This window comes from Streptomyces sp. M-16, from assembly GCF_052114405.1.
Taxonomy (GTDB): Bacteria; Actinomycetota; Actinomycetes; order Streptomycetales; family Streptomycetaceae; genus Streptomyces.
This window is the reverse complement of record NZ_JBFRER010000058.1, coordinates 17727-36326: the sequence shown is the minus strand read 5'-3', so window position 1 is coordinate 36326 and position 18600 is coordinate 17727. Positions and strand designations below refer to the sequence as shown.

At 69.4% G+C, this 18600-nt stretch carries 17 protein-coding genes and 2 tRNA genes; 15 read left to right on the top strand and 4 right to left on the bottom strand.

From position 1 onward, the window contains the following. Nucleotides 1-151: 151 nt before the first annotated feature. Nucleotides 152-346 (top strand): hypothetical protein, encoded by a 195-nt coding sequence (locus AB4039_RS24850; RefSeq protein ID WP_030229627.1) that lies wholly within the window; start codon nt 152-154, stop codon nt 344-346. A gap of 237 nt (nt 347-583) precedes the next feature. Here the strand turns inward: AB4039_RS24850 and AB4039_RS24845 are convergent. Continuing rightward, nucleotides 584-654: transfer RNA gene (locus AB4039_RS24845), tRNA-Gly, on the bottom strand. Between the two features lie 180 nt (nt 655-834). Here AB4039_RS24845 and AB4039_RS24840 point away from each other — a divergent pair. The 6 genes from AB4039_RS24840 (at nt 835) to AB4039_RS24815 (ending at nt 6023) form a co-directional block, all read left to right on the top strand. After that, nucleotides 835-911: transfer RNA gene (locus AB4039_RS24840), tRNA-Pro, on the top strand. Between the two features lie 179 nt (nt 912-1090). Then, nucleotides 1091-2479 (top strand): trigger factor, encoded by a 1389-nt coding sequence (gene tig / locus AB4039_RS24835; protein ID WP_266839022.1) that lies wholly within the window; start codon nt 1091-1093, stop codon nt 2477-2479. Between the two features lie 291 nt (nt 2480-2770). Further along, nucleotides 2771-3388 (top strand): ATP-dependent Clp protease proteolytic subunit, encoded by a 618-nt coding sequence (locus AB4039_RS24830; RefSeq protein ID WP_030229632.1) that lies wholly within the window; start codon nt 2771-2773, stop codon nt 3386-3388. Between the two features lie 73 nt (nt 3389-3461). Beyond that, entirely contained in the window at nt 3462-4142 is a 681-nt protein-coding gene (locus AB4039_RS24825) for an ATP-dependent Clp protease proteolytic subunit (protein ID WP_266839021.1), read from the top strand. Between the two features lie 154 nt (nt 4143-4296). Continuing rightward, complete coding sequence (gene clpX / locus AB4039_RS24820; RefSeq protein WP_031145485.1) at nt 4297-5583, top strand: ATP-dependent Clp protease ATP-binding subunit ClpX; 1287 nt, start codon at nt 4297-4299, stop codon at nt 5581-5583. Nucleotides 5584-5750: 167 nt separating this feature from the next. Continuing rightward, nucleotides 5751-6023, top strand: a complete 273-nt coding sequence (locus AB4039_RS24815; protein ID WP_442271857.1) for a hypothetical protein — start codon at nt 5751-5753, stop codon at nt 6021-6023. Between the two features lie 54 nt (nt 6024-6077). On the opposite strand, the gene AB4039_RS24810 is transcribed toward AB4039_RS24815, so the two are convergent. Further along, the gene (locus AB4039_RS24810; RefSeq protein ID WP_442271856.1) at nt 6078-7019 is read right to left on the bottom strand and encodes a hypothetical protein; all 942 of its coding nucleotides are present in this window, start codon (nt 7017-7019) and stop codon (nt 6078-6080) included. A gap of 96 nt (nt 7020-7115) precedes the next feature. After that, nucleotides 7116-7739, bottom strand: coding sequence for a hypothetical protein (locus tag AB4039_RS24805; protein ID WP_442271855.1), 624 nt, complete (start codon nt 7737-7739; stop codon nt 7116-7118). 98 nt (nt 7740-7837) lie between these two features. On the opposite strand from AB4039_RS24805, the gene AB4039_RS24800 reads away from it, so the two are divergent. Together AB4039_RS24800 and AB4039_RS24795 are read left to right on the top strand one after the other, a co-directional pair. After that, nucleotides 7838-10459, top strand: coding sequence for a valine--tRNA ligase (locus tag AB4039_RS24800; protein ID WP_442271854.1), 2622 nt, complete (start codon nt 7838-7840; stop codon nt 10457-10459). Nucleotides 10460-10669: 210 nt separating this feature from the next. Further along, nucleotides 10670-11818 (top strand): sensor histidine kinase, encoded by a 1149-nt coding sequence (locus tag AB4039_RS24795; RefSeq protein WP_442271853.1) that lies wholly within the window; start codon nt 10670-10672, stop codon nt 11816-11818. A 74-nt stretch (nt 11819-11892) separates the two neighbouring features. Here AB4039_RS24795 and AB4039_RS24790 read toward each other — a convergent pair whose 3' ends face one another. Next, the gene (locus AB4039_RS24790) at nt 11893-12930 is read right to left on the bottom strand and encodes a rod shape-determining protein (protein ID WP_442271852.1); all 1038 of its coding nucleotides are present in this window, start codon (nt 12928-12930) and stop codon (nt 11893-11895) included. 117 nt (nt 12931-13047) lie between these two features. On the opposite strand from AB4039_RS24790, the gene folC reads away from it, so the two are divergent. The 6 genes from folC (at nt 13048) to mreD (ending at nt 18590) form a co-directional block, all read left to right on the top strand. Next, nucleotides 13048-14586 carry a bifunctional tetrahydrofolate synthase/dihydrofolate synthase gene (gene folC / locus AB4039_RS24785; RefSeq protein WP_266839009.1) on the top strand — a complete coding sequence of 513 codons (1539 nt, stop codon included), beginning with the start codon at nt 13048-13050 and terminating at the stop codon, nt 14584-14586. 7 nt (nt 14587-14593) lie between these two features. Next, entirely contained in the window at nt 14594-14950 is a 357-nt protein-coding gene (locus tag AB4039_RS24780) for a DUF4233 domain-containing protein (RefSeq protein ID WP_266839007.1), read from the top strand. 64 nt (nt 14951-15014) lie between these two features. Then, complete coding sequence (ndk, locus tag AB4039_RS24775) at nt 15015-15425, top strand: nucleoside-diphosphate kinase (protein ID WP_266839005.1); 411 nt, start codon at nt 15015-15017, stop codon at nt 15423-15425. A 319-nt stretch (nt 15426-15744) separates the two neighbouring features. Further along, a complete protein-coding gene (locus tag AB4039_RS24770) occupies nt 15745-16764 on the top strand; it encodes a rod shape-determining protein (protein WP_008738981.1) in 1020 nt (339 codons plus the stop codon). Nucleotides 16765-16931: 167 nt separating this feature from the next. Then, nucleotides 16932-17873 carry a rod shape-determining protein MreC gene (mreC, locus tag AB4039_RS24765; protein ID WP_266839004.1) on the top strand — a complete coding sequence of 314 codons (942 nt, stop codon included), beginning with the start codon at nt 16932-16934 and terminating at the stop codon, nt 17871-17873. Nucleotides 17874-17885: 12 nt separating this feature from the next. After that, nucleotides 17886-18590 carry a rod shape-determining protein MreD gene (gene mreD, locus AB4039_RS24760; protein ID WP_266839003.1) on the top strand — a complete coding sequence of 235 codons (705 nt, stop codon included), beginning with the start codon at nt 17886-17888 and terminating at the stop codon, nt 18588-18590. The last annotated feature ends 10 nt before the right edge of the window (nt 18591-18600 follow it).

The following is an 18600-nucleotide window of genomic DNA, read 5'->3' as shown; positions in this document are numbered from 1 at the left end:
CGAGTGCGGCTCTGCTTGGCGGGAAAGAGGCGATGGCGATTCGTCACGGGACGGGTAGCCGGGCCCGGTTGGTGGGAGGATGGTGCATGTGGGGGTGTGCGCGGCCGTACGCCCCGGGCCGGCCAGGGGACGACCGAAGGTGTGATCAGTAGTGGCCATTTCGCTGTCAGTGGTGGTTCTGTTGGCGGTCATCCTGGTGATCCTGATCCGCGGCAAGCACATGAAGGCCGGCCCCGCGATCGTCGCGGTCCTCTTCGGCTTCTTCCTCGCGTCCAGCTCCATCGCCCCGGACGTCAACCGCTTCCTGAACTCCCTCGCCGACACCATCGCGGGGATCAAGCTCTAGCGGGACACGCGGGGCCCCGCTCGTCACGCCGGGCGCCTCGGGCACGGACGCTCCGGCCCTCCCGGCCGACCTCCGACACGCCGCCACCACGCTCGCCGCGCCGACGGGTGCCGGCACAAGGGAGTTGACGACGCGCTCGGGCCGCAGCGCCACCCGCGCCGCGCCGATCGCCGCCCCGGGAACGGCGAAAGGGCCAGGTCGAGGGAATCTCCTCTGACCTGGCCCTTTGCGTTTCAGAGCGGGTGACGGGAATCGAACCCGCGTAGCTAGTTTGGAAGACTAGGGCTCTACCATTGAGCTACACCCGCACCATGCGCGCCGTAGGTCCGGGGACCGTGGCACGGACAGCATCCTAGCGGGTCGCACAGGGTGAGCGCACACCCCTTTCCCGTCGCCTTGTCCGGCGTCGGAGCCGCGCGCGCGTGCGGCCCCCGGAAAACCGGGCGCATCAGAGGGTCTCCGGGCATGTACCCTACGTGTCGCACCGACGGGGTGTGGCGCAGCTTGGTAGCGCGTCCGCTTTGGGAGCGGAAGGTCGTCGGTTCGAATCCGGCCACCCCGACCATCCAGTACCGCCTGCACCAAGATCACGTATCGAAGATCGCGTTGTGGGCTGATTGCCGCTTGCGGTTACTATGCAAGCTGCGTGCCCGTGTGTCTGATGTACCGGGCCGAATCCGTCGAACCGCTGAATCGCAGCGTTCCGGCAGAACCCCAAGCAGTCAGCCACAAGGAGACCGAACCGTGAAGAGCGCCGTGGAGACCCTGAACCCGACTCGGGTTCGGCTCACTGTTGAGGTGCCCTTCGAGGAGCTCAAGGACAGCCTCGACGCGGCGTACAAGAAGATCAACCAGCAGGTCACGGTGAAGGGCTTCCGCAAGGGCAAGATCCCCGCGCGCGTCATCGACCAGCGCTTCGGCCGCGGTGCGGTGCTGGAGGAGGCCGTCAACGACGCCCTCCCGAAGTTCTACACCGAGGCGGTCAACGAGGCCGACCTGAACCCGCTGGGCCAGCCCGAGGTCGACATCACGGAGCTGAAGGACGGCGAGCTGCTCGCCTTCACCGCCGAGGTCGACGTGCGCCCCGAGATCGAGATCCCGGACTACTCCGGCATCGAGGTCGAGGTCGACGCCATCGAGGTCTCCGACGAGGACGTCGAGAAGTCGGTCGAGCAGCTGCGCGGCCGCTTCGCGTCCACCAAGGACGTCGAGCGCGCCGCCCAGGACGGCGACGTCGTCACCATCGACCTGGAGGCCAAGGTCGACGGAGAGGTGCTGGAGGACGGTGTCGCCAGCGACGTCTCCTACACCATCGGCTCGGGCGAGCTCCTCGACGGCATCGACGAGGCCGTCAAGGGCCTGGAGGCCGGTGGCGAGGCCACCTTCACCTCCCAGCTGAAGGGCGGCTCCGCCGAGGGCAAGGACGCCGAGGTCACCGTCAAGGTCACCAAGGTCTCCGCCCGCGAGCTGCCGGAGCTGGACGACGAGTTCGCCCAGATGGCGAGCGAGTTCGACACCCTTGAGGAGCTCAAGGCGGACAGCCGCAAGCGCCTGGAGAACATGAAGCAGTACGACCAGGCCACCCAGGCCCAGGAGCGCGTGCTGGAGAAGTTCCTGGAGCTCGCGGAGATCCCCGTCCCCGAGAAGCTGCTCGCGGACGAGGTCCAGACCCGCAAGCACAACCTGGAGCACCACCAGCTCGGCCAGATGGGCCTGAACCTGGAGAAGTTCCTGGAGATCCAGGGCAAGACGGTCGAGGAGTTCGACGCCGAGACCGCCGAGCAGGCCGTCAAGGGCATCAAGACCCAGTTCCTCCTGGACGCCCTGGTCAACAAGGAGAAGCTGGGCGTCAACCAGGAGGAGCTCACCGAGCACCTCATGCGCCGCGCGCAGTCCTCCGGCATGTCCCCGGACCAGTTCGCCCAGGCCGTCGTCGAGGGTGGCCAGGTGCCGATGCTCGTCGGCGAGGTCGCCCGCGGCAAGGCCCTCGCGGTCGTCGTCGAGAAGGCCAAGGTCGTCGACACCAACGGTGAGGTCATCGACCTCTCCGACGAGGACGAGACCGAGGCCGCCGTCGAGGTCGTCGAGGACGCCGTCGACGGTGACACCGAGGTGAAGGCCGAAGAGGCCTAAGCAACACCCCCGGGCCCAGCCCGTGGAGCAGTAGTGGCGAGGGTCCGGACGCGGTCGCGTCCGGACCCTTCGCCGTCCCTTCGTGACCCTCCTCGTGGGGCCCGGTCACCTTGCGCTCCGAGCGAACAGTTCGGGAAGCGGGATGGCGTTGTCCTACCTGCGCGTTAGGGTCCATGAATACGAGGGCACGGGAGTACCCGAAGCCGGCGGGCATCGCCCCACCGGTAGGTCCGCGCCCCAGAACGAGACGCTGAGACGGCATGTGGCCGTCGGAGACGAGCAGGTGGATACGTGACGAATCTGAAGCCTTACGCCGCGGGTGAGCCGTCCATCGGTGGCGGCCTCGGCGACCATGTCTACAACCGGCTGCTCGGCGAGCGCATCATCTTCCTCGGCCAGCAGGTCGACGACGACATCGCGAACAAGATCACGGCGCAGCTCCTCCTCCTGGCCGCCGAGCCGGAGAAGGACATCTACCTGTACATCAACAGCCCCGGTGGCTCCGTGACGGCGGGCATGGCGGTCTACGACACCATGCAGTACATCCCGAACGACGTCGTCACCATCGGCATGGGAATGGCGGCCTCCATGGGCCAGTTCCTGCTCACCGGCGGCACCGCCGGCAAGCGCTTCTCCCTGCCGAACACCGACATCCTGATGCACCAGGGCTCCGCCGGCATCGGTGGCACCGCCTCGGACATCAAGATCCAGGCCCAGTACCTGCTGCGCACCAAGCAGCGCATGGCTGAGATCACCGCGCACCACTCGGGCCAGACCGTGGAGGCGATCATCCGCGACGGCGACCGCGACCGCTGGTTCACGGCGGAGGAGGCCAAGGCGTACGGCCTGATCGACGAGATCATCTCGGCCGCCTCCCTGGTCCCCGGCGGCGGCGGCACCGGGGCCTGATCCCGGCCCCGCGGTACGGCCCGCCGTACCGCCCGCCCGCCCAGGCACCCTCAGCCCGCAGAACGCCACCAGGATGGTGAACACCCAGATGCAGAACAACTTCTCCGCGAACTTCTCCGCGAGCGGCCTCTACTCCGGCCCGCAGGTGGACAACCGCTACGTCATCCCGCGCTTCGTCGAGCGCACCTCGCAGGGCGTGCGCGAGTACGACCCGTACGCGAAGCTCTTCGAGGAGCGCGTCATCTTCCTCGGCGTGCAGATCGACGACGCCTCCGCCAACGACGTCATGGCGCAGCTGCTGTGCCTGGAGTCGATGGACCCGGACCGCGACATCTCGATCTACATCAACAGCCCCGGTGGTTCCTTCACCGCGCTGACGGCGATCTACGACACGATGCAGTTCGTGAAGCCGGACATCCAGACGGTCTGCATGGGCCAGGCGGCCTCCGCCGCCGCGGTCCTGCTGGCCGCCGGTACCCCCGGCAAGCGCATGGCGCTGCCGAACGCCCGCGTGCTGATCCACCAGCCTTCGGGCGGCACCGGCCGTGAGCAGCTCTCCGACCTGGAGATCGCGGCCAACGAGATCCTGCGCATGCGCGACCAGCTGGAGAGCATGCTGGCCAAGCACTCGACCACGCCGATCGAGAAGATCCGCGAGGACATCGAGCGCGACAAGATCCTGACGGCCGAGGACGCGCTCGCGTACGGCCTGATCGACCAGATCGTCTCCACCCGCAAGAGCAGCGCGGTCTGATCCTTGCCGTCAGTTGACGTGGGCGCGTCGTCGCATTGGGCGATGTGAACCACGTCAAGGGGGCCCCGCTCGGGGCCCCCGGCAAGGTACCGTCGGATATGAGGCACCAGGAGTCGCTGAACCAAGCGTCTCCCAGGCGAAGGGGAAGCACCTCGTGGCACGCATCGGTGACGGCGGCGATCTGCTCAAGTGCTCGTTCTGCGGAAAGAGCCAGAAGCAGGTGAAGAAGCTCATCGCAGGACCCGGTGTGTACATCTGCGACGAGTGCATCGACCTCTGCAACGAGATCATCGAAGAGGAACTCGCGGAAACCTCGGAGGTCCGGTGGGAGGAACTCCCCAAGCCCCGTGAGATCTACGAGTTCCTGGAGAGCTACGTCGTCGGCCAGGAGCCGGCGAAGAAGGCGCTCTCGGTAGCGGTCTACAACCACTACAAGCGGGTCCAGGCCGGCGAGAACGGCGGCGCGCAGGGCCGTGACGACGCGATCGAACTCGCGAAGTCCAACATCCTGCTGCTCGGCCCCACCGGCTCCGGCAAGACCCTGCTCGCGCAGACGCTCGCCCGCATGCTCAACGTCCCGTTCGCCATCGCGGACGCGACGGCGCTGACGGAGGCCGGGTACGTCGGCGAGGACGTCGAGAACATCCTGCTGAAGCTGATCCAGGCGGCGGACTACGACGTCAAGAAGGCCGAGACCGGGATCATCTACATCGACGAGATCGACAAGGTCGCCCGCAAGAGCGAGAACCCGTCGATCACGCGCGACGTCAGCGGCGAGGGCGTGCAGCAGGCCCTACTGAAGATCCTGGAAGGCACGACGGCCTCCGTCCCGCCGCAGGGCGGACGCAAGCACCCGCACCAGGAGTTCATCCAGATCGACACGACGAACGTGCTCTTCATCGTGGGCGGCGCCTTCGCCGGCCTGGAGAAGATCATCGAGTCGCGGGCCGGCGCCAAGGGCATCGGCTTCGGGGCGACGATCCGCTCGAAGCGGGAGATCGAGGCGAGCGACCAGTTCCAGGAGGTCATGCCGGAGGACCTGGTGAAGTTCGGGATGATCCCCGAGTTCATCGGCCGCCTGCCCGTCCTGACCTCGGTGCACAACCTGGACCGCGAGGCGCTCCTCCAGATCCTGGTGGAGCCGCGCAACGCCCTGGTGAAGCAGTACCAGCGCCTGTTCGAACTCGACGGCGTGGAGCTGGACTTCGAGCGCGAGGCCCTCGAAGCCATCGCGGACCAGGCGATCCTCCGCCAGACGGGCGCGCGCGGCCTGCGCGCCATCATGGAAGAGGTCCTGATGTCGGTGATGTACGAGGTCCCGTCCCGCAAGGACGTGGCCCGCGTGGTCATCACCTCGGACGTGGTCCGCTCCAACGTCAACCCGACGCTGGTCCCCCGCATCGTCCCGAAGGACCAGGGCCCACACGAGAAGTCGGCGTAGCCGGTCGCTAGTTGACGAAGAGGGGCGCCTTGAACTTCCGGGGCGCCCCTCTTCGTTTCAAGTCCACCTTCACCGTTAATCGGACAAGGATTCCATTCTGCCTGGCGTGAGTGCCGCTTCCTTGATCGACTGCATCTCGACATGGTCATGCGTGGAGGGGAACGGACATGAAGAAGAAGCGCGCAGTAGGACTCCTGTCGGCGATGTTCGTCGCCGCTGCACTGCCCATGGTGGTGGCTTCGCCCGCCTCGGCCGATCAGGGCGATTGTCAGTACTCCCTGCACCAAGCGGGCTACAACATCGGCCCGAAGGTGGAGGCTGCGTGCAAACTGGGCGCCGACTTCAACCCGGCAGCCTACCCCGGTTGCTATTGGGCCCTGGTCAACATCGGGGTCAGGCCCGGTGATGCAGGTGATGCGTGCTACGCAGCACAAAGCTGATGCGGCTGAGGCCGGCCAGCGCGGTGATGTGCGCGCGGCCGGCCGCCGATTTGATCAGGCCTTGACGCGGGCCGTGTTGTACAGCTTCGCGGCGAGGTCCGCGGTCTGCTCCAGGGTGTAGCCGGGCTTGCCGGCGAGGAGAGAGGCAGCGTCGTTGGCGCTGACGGCGCTCAGGGTGCTGTAGTCACCCCAGATGCAGACGGGCAGCGTGAATTCTTTGATCCCCTTGGTCGTCGCCGGGTCCTTCGGGATGGACTTGATCTCCTGGCACTTGAGGACGGCGCCCTTGAAACCGGCCGGGGTGATCGACTTGGGGCTGCCGACGAGCTCGACCGTCATCTTGTCGTTCTTCTGAGCGGCGTTCATCTTGAACAAGGCGAAGTAGGCGTCCACCGACTTCTCCGGGTCGGCGAGTTCACCATAGAGACCGCTGAACGTGAGGCCCTTGATGGTCAGCGGGTTCTTGGGGTCGCCGGACTGGTAGCTCATGCCCACCTGAGTGGGGTTCTTGATGCCGGCGGCTTCGGCTTCCTGCTTGTCCTTGTCGCTGATGGGCTGCTCTTGGTACTTCGGGTTCTTCTGGAACTCGCCAACCGACTCCGGGGCCACCAGCTTGTAGCCCTTCGTGGCGTCCGAGACCGAGCCGCCCGAGCCGCCGCCGAGGAACCACCAGCCGCCCGCGCCGATCACGGCCACGACCAGGACCACCGCGATGACCGGGCCGGCCTTGGACTTCTTCGGGGGCTGCGGCGGGGGCATGTACCCCTGCTGCGGGGGCTGCTGGTAGCCGTACGCGGGCTGCGGCGGTTGCGGGGGCTGCTGGTAGCCGCCCTGCTGGGGGAAGGCCGGCGGCGGGGGCGGGGCCTGCTGGGGGTAGCCGTAGCCCGGCTGGGGGGCGGGCTGGCCGTACGGGCCGGGCGGCGGCGGGGGCTGCTGCCCGTAGGGGCCCGGCTGCTGCGGCTGCTGCCCGTACGGACCTGGCTGGTTGTAACTCATCCCGCGTCCCCCTGTGAGGTTTGCTTATCTGTTTCACACATCCTTGCGGAAGGATCGTTCGACCAGGGCATCGGGGTCCCGGCCGTTACGGAACCACTACGCCTTCGGGACCTCCATCGCCGCGCGCAGGGCGCGGGTCTGCCCGGCCAGTGCCTCGAAGGCGACCGGCTTGTTCTCCACCGGGACGGTGACCGTCACCAGGGAACTGTGGTCGGCCCACGTGCACAGCGTCAGCGGTCCCGCCCCGGTCGTGAGGGTGCCGCAGCGCATCGCCCCGCCCGCGGGCGTGCCGGAATCCTGGGTGGTCGCCCCGTTGACGCCCATGGCGTGGAGGCTCTTGRTGAGTTCGGCCCCGGGGTCCTCGTCCGTGAAGGCGCCGGACGCCCCGCTGACCACCAGCTGCGCGGTGCCGCTCTGATCGGCGTAGACCACGGCCACCGGCTCGGTGCCCGGCTTGCGGGTCCCCTGCCCCTCCTTGATGGCGTCCACCCGCGGCCCGGAGTCCTGCAGGGTCAGGCCCTGGAAGGTGGCGGGCGGGGTCAGCCGGTAGCGGCCGGAGTCGTCGGGGGCGCCGAGGACCGCGTTCACGGCCATCCTGCCGAAGAACACCCCCGCGCCGACGGCGAGCACGGTCACCACCGTCCGCAGGACGAGCCTGCGCTTGCGCGGTGCCTGCGGTACCGGCTGATAGGGGAGGGGCGGCCGGGTGATCTCGTTCATGGGCGCATCAGACGGGTCCGGGGCCATCAAGGTCAACGGGACGGACCGCTGCGGTATCGATTCGTGACGCGGGCGGCACCCGCCGTATCCTGTGCCCCGTGACCGAGAACACGCAGACACCCAGTGCCCCCAACTCCGAACTGCCGACCCAGTACGCGCCGGCCGAGGTAGAGGGGAAGCTCTACGAGCGCTGGGTGGAGCGTGGCTACTTCACCGCCGATGCGGCGAGCGAGAAGCCCGCGTACACCATCGTCATCCCGCCGCCGAACGTCACCGGCTCCCTGCACCTGGGCCACGCCTTCCAGCACACGCTCATGGACGCCCTGACCCGCCGCAAGCGGATGCAGGGGTACGAGTCGCTGTGGCTGCCCGGCATGGACCACGCCGGCATCGCCACCCAGAACAAGGTCGAGCAGCAGCTCGCCGAGGAGGGCAAGTCCCGCCACGACCTGGGCCGCGAGGAGTTCGTCGAGCGGGTCTGGCAGTGGAAGGAAGAGTACGGCGGCAAGATCCTCGGCCAGATGCGGCGGCTGGGTGACGGCGTCGACTGGAGCCGCGAGCGGTTCACCATGGACGAGGGGCTGTCCAAGGCCGTCCAGACGATCTTCAAGAAGCTCTTCGACGACGGGCTGATCTACCGCGCCGAGCGCATCATCAACTGGTGCCCCCGCTGTCTGACGGCCATCTCCGACATCGAGGTGGAGTACCAGGAGGACGCGGGCGAGCTCGTCTCCATCACGTACGGGGAGGGCGAGGACACCCTCGTCGTCGCCACCACCCGCGCCGAGACGATGCTCGGTGACACGGCCATCGCCGTCCACCCGGACGACGAGCGCTACAAGCACCTGGTCGGCAAGCTCATCAAGCTGCCCCTCACCGACCGCTCCATCCCGGTCGTCGCGGACACGCACGTCGACCCGGAGTTCGGCACCGGCTGCGTCAAGGTGACGCCCGCCCACGACCCGAACGACTTCGCCATCGGGCAGCGCCACGGCCTGCCGAACATGACGATCATGGACGAGCGCGGCGTCATCACCGTCCACGGCCCCTTCCTCGGCCTGGACCGCTTCGAGGCGCGCTCCGCGGTCGTCGGCGCCCTGCGCGAGCAGGGCCGGATCGTCGCCGAGAAGCGTCCCTACCTGCACTCCGTCGGGCACTGCTCGCGCTGCTCCACCACCGTCGAGCCCCGCCTGTCCCTCCAGTGGTGGGTCAAGGTCGAGACGCTGGCCAAGGCCGCCGGTGACGCGGTCCGCGACGACCGGGTCAAGATCCACCCGAAGGAGATGGAGAAGCGCTACTTCGACTGGGTCGACAACCTCAACGACTGGTGCATCTCGCGCCAGCTGTGGTGGGGCCACCGCATCCCGGTCTGGTACGGCCCGGAGGGCGAGGTCGTCTGCCTCGGCCCCGACGACGAGGCGCCCACGGGTGAGGGCTGGACCCAGGACACCGACGTCCTCGACACCTGGTTCTCCTCCGGCCTGTGGCCGTTCTCCACGCTCGGCTGGCCGGAGAAGACCCCGGACCTGGAGAAGTTCTACTCCACCGACGTCCTGCTCACCGGCCACGACATCATCTTCTTCTGGGTCGCCCGGATGATGATGTTCGGCCTCTACGCCATGGACGGCGAGGTCCCCTTCAAGACGATCGCCCTGACCGGCCTCGTCCGCGACGAGCGCGGCAAGAAGATGTCGAAGTCCTTCGGCAACGTCGTCGACCCGCTGGACTGGATGGACAAGTACGGCTCCGACGCCGTCCGTTTCACCCTGGCCAAGGGCGCCAACCCCGGCACCGACGTCCCGATCGGCGAGGACTGGGTCCAGGCCTCCCGCAACTTCGCCAACAAGATCTGGAACGCCACCCGCTTCGCGCTCATGAACGGGGCCACGGTCGAGGGCGACCTGCCCCCGGTCGAGAAGATGTCGGCGACCGACCGCTGGATCCTGTCCCGCCTGAACAAGACGGTCGCGCAGGTCGACGCGTACTACGAGGACTTCCAGTTCTCGAAGCTCAGCGAGGCCCTCTACCACTTCGCGTGGGACGAGGTCTTCGACTGGTACGTCGAGCTGTCGAAGACCACGTTCTTCGCGGGCGGCGAGGGCGCCGAGGTCTCCGGCCGGGTGCTCGGCGAGGTCCTGGACACCACCCTGCGCCTCCTGCACCCGGTGGTCCCGTTCGTCACCGAGACCCTGTGGACCACCCTGACCGGCGGCGAGTCCCTCGTCGTCGCCCGGTGGCCCGAGGACAGCGGCTTCCGTGACGAGGCCGCCGAGACGGAGATCGAGAACCTCCAGGCCGTCGTCACCGAGGTCCGCCGCTTCCGCGCCGACCAGGGCCTGCAGCCGGGCCAGAAGGTCCCGGCCCGCCTGGACCTGGCCGGTACGGCGCTGGCCGCGCACGAGGCCGCGATCCGGCAGCTGCTGCGCCTCCAGCCGGAGGGCGAGGACTTCAACGCCACCGCGACCCTCCCGGTCGCCGGCGCCACCGTCGCGCTGGACCTGTCCGGCACCATCGACGTGGCGGCCGAGCGCAAGCGCCTGAGCAAGGACCTGGGCGCCGCCGAGAAGGAGAAGCAGCAGGCCGAGGCGAAGCTCGGGAACGAGGCCTTCCTGGCCAAGGCCCCGGACAACGTCGTGGACAAGATCAAGGGCCGGCTGGCCAAGGCCGAGGCCGACATCGCCCGGATCCAGGCGCAGCTGGACGCGCTGCCCGCCGCGTAGGCACGGACCACGAAGACCCCCGCGCCATCGGTGCGGGGGTCTTCCCGCGTTTTGGGGAGACGGGGTCCGAGGAGCGCCGGGACCGGGGCGGAAGGTCTCGGGCGGACGGGCCGTCCGGCCCTGCCCGAAGGCGTCCAGAGTGCCGCATATCACTTCATATGTCCGTCTCGTGGATCCGATCCGGGACGCGGACCACGGATGATGGGGGGCATGCACGTCAAGCCCGCCGCCTCGGCGTTCCACCGGGCCGCGGCCTCCTGCCGCCGGCTCACCGAGGGCTGGGCCGCCTCACCGCGGGCACAGGACGTCCTGACGGCCCTGGGCTGTCTGGCCCTGACGGCACTGGACCTGCCGGGCCTGGCCGCCGCCGACAACTCCCTCAGCGGGCCGCAGGCGGCCGTCGTGCTCACCGCGGGCTGCGCGACGCTGCTGGTGCGGCGCCGGCTGCCCTGGGCGTCGTTCGTCACCGCGCTGCTGTTCATCGGCTGGCTGCACGAGCTGACGCTGATCCAGTTCGCGCTGTACTCCGTCGGCCGCTACCGGGGACGGCGGGCCGGGATCCTGGCCACCCTGGGCTACGTCGCCTTCGCGCTCGCGGTGTTCAGCCTTCCGGGCTGGCCCGAGCCGAGGGCGGAGACCCTCAGCGCCTTCCTCAGCCTGGTGGTGCCGATCGGGGTCCTCGCCTCGGCCGTGGGCATCGCCGCGTACCGGCACGACCTGGTCAACGAGCTCCAGGCGCGCCGGGCGGAGGCGGCGGTGCAGGGCGCCGTCCAGCAGGAGCGCACCTCCGTGGCCCGGGACGTCCACGACTTCGTCGGCCGGGAGCTGACCCTGCTCACGGTGCGCTCCGAGGTGCTGTCGATGCGGGCGCGCGAGACCTCGTACGCGAAGGACTTCGAGGAGCTGGCGGACACGGCGCGGCGGGCCCACCTGGTGCTCAACGAGATCATCGTGCAGCGCGGGGAACGGGCCGCGACCCCCGGTGTGGACGGGCTGGAGGAGCTGGCGCGCGAGAGCGGCCGGGCCGGTTCGCCGGTGCGTCTGGCCATGGACCCGGACGCGCACGCGCTGTCGCCGCTGCGGCAGGCGGCGGTCTACCGGGTGGTGCAGGAGTGCCTGACGAACGCGGCCAAGCACGCGCACGGCGAGACCATCGAGGTGGTGATCCGGGTGGACGGGCCGCAGTTGCGGATAGCGGTCAGCAACGGCCTCCCGGCCCGTACCCCGGGCAGGGCCCCGGTCTCGGCGGGCTCGGGCACGGCGAGCATGTCCGAGCGCGTCCGCAGCCTGGGCGGAACCCTGACGGCGACCCGCGGCGAGGACGCGTACGAGGTCGTGGCGACGCTCCCGCGCGGCTGAGCGGTCTCTTCCGGATCCTGCCTGGCAGGCACCGGACGACGCGGGCCTGACCGACAGGATCCGGAAGGGACGGCCTAGGTGAACAGGCTGCCGAGGGTGTCCAGCTCCTCGACGCACTTGCCCGAGCCGAGGGCTACGCAGTCCAGCGGGGCGTCCGCGACGAAGACCGGGATGCCCGTGGCGGAGGCGATGCGCAGGTCGAGGCCGGGCAGGAGGGCGCCACCGCCGGTGAGGACGATGCCGTGCTGCATCACGTCGCCCGAGAGCTCGGGCGGGCACTCCTCCAGGGTGGCGCGGACGGCGGCGATGATCGCCTCGATCGGCTCGTCGAGGGCGGAGCGGACGTCCGCGGCGCCCAGCTCCAGGGTCTTGGGCATGCCGCCGACCTTCTCGCGGCCGCGCACGGTGAAGGTGCGGGTCTCCAGCTCGGGCCGCTCCGGGACGGGCCAGGCCGAGCCGATGCCGATCTTGATGTCCTCGGCGGTGCGCTCGCCGATGAGCAGCGCGTGCTCCTTGCGGACGTAGTCGGTGATCGCCGTGTCCAGCCGGTCCCCGCCGACGCGCAGGGACCGCGAGGTGACGATCCCGCCGAGCGAGATGACGGCGACCTCGGAGGTGCCGCCGCCGATGTCCACGACCATCGAGCCGCGCGCCTCGGCGACGGGCAGTCCGGCGCCGATCGCGGCCGCCATCGGTTCCTCGATCAGGTGGACCTTCCTCGCGCCGGCCCGGGTGGAGGCGTGGATGATGGCCCGCCGCTCGACCGGGGTCACCCCGGACGGGACGCAGATGACCATCCGGGTGCGCGGGCGACGGCCGGGGACGGCCTTGCGGACGAAGTGCCGGATCATCTCCTCGGCGACCTCGTAGTCGCAGATCACCCCGTCCTTGAGGGGGCGGATCGCGGTGATGGAGCCCGGGGTGCGGCCGATGGTCTCCTTGGCCTCGGCGCCGACGGCGAGGGCCGTGGTCGTGCCCGCCTTGACCGCGACCACGGACGGCTCATTGAGGACGATTCCGTGCCCGCGCGCGTAGACGAGGGTGTTGGCGGTCCCCAGATCCATCCCTATGTCGCGGCTGGAAGCTGTCTTGTTGGCGCTGGCCTGCGGCATTTGTTCCCCAATCTCCTGTCCGCAAGGCTTGCATAACGATCCGGTCGCTTTCGTCGCCGAAGGTCCCGAAACGGCCGGGCCGAAAGTCCCGGGGGCCCTCGTCCGTAGACTGGGTGCGTGAGTGAGCAGCAGCCCGAGAGCCACGACCGTGACGGCGTCGACCACCTCGACGACTCCTTCGACGAGTTCGACCAGATAGTGGCGGAAGAGTCCGACCGCGACCCCGACCTGTCGGTGATCGAGGCCGGCAGCCGCACCCTGCGCGCCCAGGCCGGGCCGCCCACCGGTGACCCGGTGCCCTCCCGCCCCGAGGACCCGGAGGTGGCGAAGGCGCTCCTGGAGGTGGAGCAGGAGCTCGCCACGCGCTGGGGTGAGACCAAGCTGGAGCCGTCGGTCAGCCGGATCGCCGCGCTGATGGACGTCCTGGGCGAGCCGCAGCGCGCGTACCCGTCCATCCACGTGACCGGCACGAACGGCAAGACCAGCACGGCCCGGATGATCGAGGCCCTGCTGAACGCCTTCGACCTGCGCACCGGCCGCTACACCAGCCCGCACGTGCAGTCGATCACGGAGCGGATCAGCCTGGACGGGGCGCCGATCGACGCCGAGCGCTTCGTCGAGACGTACCACGACATCAAGCCGTACGTGGAGATGGTCGACGCGGCCGAGGAGTACCGGCTGTCGTTCTTCGAGGTGCTCACGGGCATGGCGTACGCGGCCTTCGCGGACGCGCCCGTGGACGTGGCCGTCGTCGAGGTCGGGATGGGCGGCAGCTGGGACGCCACCAACGTGATCGACGGCTCGGTCGCCGTGATCACCCCGATCAGCCTCGACCACACGGACCGGCTCGGCTCCACGCCCGGCGAGATCGCCCAGGAGAAGGGCGGCGTCATCAAGCAGGACGCCACCGTGATCCTGGCCCAGCAGCCGGTGGACGCGGCGCAGGTGCTGCTGAAGAAGGCCGTCGAGGTCGACGCGACCGTGGCCCGCGAGGGCATGGAGTTCGGAGTCGTCGCCCGTGAGGTGGCGGTCGGCGGTCAGATGCTGACCCTGCGCGGGGTGGGCGGTGAGTACGACGGCATCTTCCTGCCGCTGTACGGCGCCCACATGGCGCACAACGCGGCGGTGGCGCTGGCCGCCGTCGAGGCCTTCTTCGGGGTCGGCGGGGAGCACGCGCGGGAGCTGGACGCCGACACCGTGCGCCGCGCCTTCGCCTCGGTGACCTCGCCGGGTCGCATGGAGGTCGTGCGCCGCAGCCCCACGGTGATCCTGGACGCCGCGCACAACCCCGCGGGCGCGCAGGTGACCGCGGAGGCGGTCACCGAGGCCTTCGGCTTCAGCCGGCTGATCGGCGTGGTGGCGGCGAGCGAGGGCAAGGACGTCAGGGGCGTCTTCGAGGCCTTCGAGCCGATCTTCGCGGAGGTCGTCGTCACCGAGAACACCAGCCACCGGGCGATGGGCGCGGACGAGCTGGCGGCCATCGCGGTCGAGGTCTTCGGAGCGGACCGGGTGCAGGTGGAGCCGCGGCTGGACGACGCCCTGGAGGCGGCCGTCACCCTGGCGGAGGAAGAGGCCGAATACGGTGGGGCCGGGGTCCTGGTGACCGGTTCCGTGATCACGGTGGGCGAGGCCCGCCTGCTGTTCAAGAGGGGCTGAGGGATCGATGCGCACGCTCTGCGCGAGCACGCTGATCGGTGAATTCTTCATCGTCGGCTTCGCGGGCCTGGTGGCCATGAAGAACCCGGACCTGACGCAGGCCCAGGTGTGGACGGTCTGCGGCGTGACCATGCTGCTGTCGGTGCTGCTGTGCGGGATGCTGTCGCGCCCCGGCGCCGTCCAGCTGGGCTGGGCGCTGCAGATCGGGCTGATCGCGAGCGGTTTCGTGGTGCCCACCATGTTCTTCCTGGGCGCGGTCTTCGCGGGCCTGTGGTGGTGCTCGGTGCACTACGGCCGGCGGATCGACGCGATCAAGGCGCGCTGGGCCGCGCAGGCCGAGAGCGCTGCCCCTGACGCTGCGTGACGGGTCCCCGTAACGGCCCTGTAGATTCGCCCTACCGCACCCGTATGCCGCAAGGAGTTCTCACATGACCCAGCGCACGCTCGTCCTGCTCAAGCCGGATGCCGTCAGGCGCGGCCTGATCGGCGAGATCATCGGCCGCATCGAGCGGAAGGCCGGCTGGACCATTCCCGCGCTGGAGCTGCGCACGCTGGACGAGGCGACCCTGGAGACCCACTACGGCGAGCACAAGGGCAAGCCGTTCTACGAGCCGCTCATGGGCTTCATGTCCAGCGGTCCGGTCGTCGCCCTGGTCGTCGAAGGGGAACGCGTGATCGAGGGTGTCCGCCAGCTGGCCGGACCCACCGACCCGATCGCCGCGGCGCCCGGTTCCATCCGGGGCGACTTCGGCACCGTCACCCGGGAGAACCTGGTCCACGCCTCGGATTCCGAGGAGTCCGCGGAGCGCGAGCTGAAGCTCTTCTTCCCTTCCCTCTGAGGGGTGCGGGCGGCCTTCCGGGTCACTCTTTCCTGACGAGACATCAGCCAAATAGCGCTCATGACCTGGGGCGACCGAAGTAATTTCGGTCGCCCTTCGGTATTGCGGGTGGCAACCGGGAACGCCTGGACAGGACACGACGTCACCACTAAGGGGGCGGGTATCCGTTCCGGCGGGATTGCCGGAGTCCCGTCGCGCGGACTCCGCACTTGCGGCACTACGATGGGGCCTCCACCCACACACCCACCTCGCCGACCCTGACAGCAGCCGCTATCAACTGGAAGGCCAGACGCTCCTCATGGGGAACAAGGGGAACAACATGTCGTTCATCGGCCGTGACATGGCGATCGACCTCGGGACCGCCAACACGCTGGTGTACGTGAGGGGCCGGGGAATCGTCCTGAACGAGCCGTCCGTGGTCGCCATCAACACGAACACCGGTGGCATCCTGGCGGTCGGCTCCGAGGCGAAGAAGATGATCGGCCGGACGCCCGGCAACATCGTCGCCGTACGGCCCCTCAAGGACGGCGTGATCGCCGACTTCGAGATCACCGAGCGGATGCTCCGGTACTTCATCCTCAAGATCCACAAGCGCCGGTACCTGGCCCGTCCGCGCGTGGTGGTCTGCGTGCCCTCCGGCATCACCGGAGTGGAGCGACGCGCCGTCATCGAGGCGTCCACGCAGGCCGGCGCCCGCCAGGTGCACATCATCGAAGAGCCCATGGCCGCCGCCATCGGCTCGGGCCTGCCCGTCCACGAGGCCACCGGCAACATGGTCGTGGACATCGGCGGCGGCACCACCGAGGTCGCCGTCATCTCCCTCGGCGGAATCGTCACCGCGCAGTCCATCCGGGTGGCCGGCGACGAGCTGGACAACGCGATCATCCAGCACATCAAGAAGGAGTACTCGCTCCTCCTCGGCGAGCGCACCGCCGAGCAGATCAAGATCACCATCGGGTCGGCGTACGACCTCGACAAGGACGAGCACACCGAGATCCGCGGCCGCGACCTCGTCTCCGGGCTGCCGAAGACCGTGGTCATCTCGGCCGCCGAGGTCCGCAAGGCCATCGAGGAGCCCGTCAACGCCATCGTCGACGCCGTCAAGACCACCCTCGACAAGTGTCCGCCGGAGCTCTCCGGCGACATCATGGACCGCGGCATCGTCCTCACCGGCGGAGGCGCCCTGCTGCGCGGGCTCGACGAGCGCCTGCGCCGCGAGACGGGCATGCCGATCCACATCGCCGAGGACCCGCTCGACTCCGTGGCCCTGGGCTCCGGCAAGTGCGTCGAGGAGTTCGAGGCCCTCCAGCAGGTTCTGGACGCCCAGCCCCGGCGGTGATCGAATCCCCGCGAACGGGGCAAGCGGAACACAAGGATCCGCCGTACGGGTGCTACCGCGCCGGTGCGGCGGATCGTTGATATACAGGCACAGTCCGGTGGGTGCCCCGGCTCCACCGGAGCGGCTCCGCCGCATGGGTTTCTACGAGGAAGGCACGGCCTCCGCACGTGAGGGACACACGAGAGAGCCGGCTGCTCCTGGTGCTGCTGATCGCCATCGCGTTCGCTTTGATCACGGTGGACATCAGGGCGGGAGAGGAGTCGCCGGTCGACGGGGCCCGGCAGGCCGCCGCAGCGGTCTTCGGCCCCGTCGAAGAGGGTATGGCGACCGCGGTGGATCCGGTCGCCAACGCCATAGGGGCCGTACGCGACTCCGGCGGGCGCCACAGCCGCATCGCGACGCTTGAGCGCGAGAACACCGCGCTCAAGGCCAAGCTGGGCAGTGACGACCAGACCCGCAGCCGCATCCACGAGCTCGACGAGATGCTCAAGCGGGCCGGCGCCGGACAGTACGGCATCAAGGGCGCCGAAGTCATCGCCATAGGAGCGGCCCAGGGCTTCTCCTGGACCGTCACCATCGACGCGGGCAGCAAGGACGGCATCGAGCGCGACATGACCGTCCTGAACGGGGACGGACTCGTCGGCCGCGTCGCCACCGTCGGCCCCGACACCGCCACCGTGGTGCTCGCCAACGACCCCGACTTCACCGTCGGCACCCGGCTGGAGAAGACCGGGGAGCTCGGCTTCGCCACCGGTCAGGGAGACCGCGCCCTCTCCGTCCAGATGCTCAACGGCAAGGCCAAGGTGAACCCGGGCGACCGGCTCGTCACCTTCGGCTCCCGGGGCAACAAGCCCTTCGTACCCGGCGTCCCCATCGGAGAGGTCGTCAAGGTCGACCCCTCCCGCGGGGACCTGACCCGCACCGTGTGGGTGAGGCCGTTCGTCGGCTTCTCCCGCCTGGACATCGTCGGCGTCGTCGTCATGCCCCCGCGCGAGGACCCCCGCGACGCCGTCCTGCCCCCCAAGCCCGAGGCCCCCAAGCCCACGCCGACGGTCACGGTCACGGTCACCCCGTCCGCCGGCGCGTCCGTCAAGCCGGCCGACGAGTAGGAGCCGATCACCATGCGTTTCAACCGGATCCTGCTCTCGGGCACGCTCGTCGCCGTGGCCCTCGTCATCCAGGTCTGCGTCCTCGGGCGGCTCCAGCTGCCCGGGGCCGTCCCCGACCTCGTCCTGCTGACCGTGGTCGCCCTCGCCCTGGTCTACGGGCCCGTCGGCGGAGCCCTCATCGGCTTCGGCGCCGGCCTGCTCGCCGACCTGGCCCCGCCGGCCGACCACGCCGCCGGCCGCTACGCCCTCGTCCTGTGTCTCATCGGCTACCTCGTGGGCCTCGTCCGCCCCGACACCGGGCGGTTCCGCTCCGCCTGGGGCCCGATGCTCACCGTCGTCGCCGCCGCGATGTCCTCCACCCTGCTCTACGCGAGCGTCGGCGCCCTCGTCGGCGACACCGCAGCCCGGCACGTCGGCCTGGCCGGCCTGCTGTTCACCGCCACCCTGTACGACCTGCTCCTCGCGCCCTTCACGGTGCCGTTCCTCATGGCGCTCGCCCGCCGTGCCGAGAACGACCCGATGGCCGTCGAGGCCAACGGCGGTCCGCCGCAGGGCAAGGACGTCGCCTCCGGCTGGCTGGCCGGCGGCACGGGGCTGCGCATCGGCAGCCAGCGCGGCGGCCTGCGGCTGAAGACCGCGCGCGGCCGCGCCAACCGGGCCGGCCGCATAAAGGGCGTCAAGGGTGTCAAGGGCGTGAAGAGCGTCAAGAAGCTGTGACGGGGGAGCA

Bases quoted from the DNA above. Each gene is read 5' to 3' on its own strand.
- AB4039_RS24815 (WP_442271857.1), top strand. From the start codon at position 5,751: ATGAAGAAGAAGCGCGCAGTAGGACTCCTGTCGGCGATGTTCGTCGCC.
- AB4039_RS24780 (WP_266839007.1), top strand. From the start codon at position 14,594: ATGCGCACGCTCTGCGCGAGCACGCTGATCGGTGAATTCTTCATCGTC.
- mreD (WP_266839003.1), top strand. From the start codon at position 17,886: ATGCGTTTCAACCGGATCCTGCTCTCGGGCACGCTCGTCGCCGTGGCC.
- AB4039_RS24825 (WP_266839021.1), top strand. From the start codon at position 3,462: ATGGTGAACACCCAGATGCAGAACAACTTCTCCGCGAACTTCTCCGCG.
- AB4039_RS24770 (WP_008738981.1), top strand. From the start codon at position 15,745: ATGTCGTTCATCGGCCGTGACATGGCGATCGACCTCGGGACCGCCAAC.
- AB4039_RS24790 (WP_442271852.1), bottom strand. From the start codon at position 12,930: ATGCCGCAGGCCAGCGCCAACAAGACAGCTTCCAGCCGCGACATAGGG.
- AB4039_RS24795 (WP_442271853.1), top strand. From the start codon at position 10,670: ATGCACGTCAAGCCCGCCGCCTCGGCGTTCCACCGGGCCGCGGCCTCC.
- ndk (WP_266839005.1), top strand. From the start codon at position 15,015: ATGACCCAGCGCACGCTCGTCCTGCTCAAGCCGGATGCCGTCAGGCGC.
- AB4039_RS24810 (WP_442271856.1), bottom strand. From the start codon at position 7,019: ATGAGTTACAACCAGCCAGGTCCGTACGGGCAGCAGCCGCAGCAGCCG.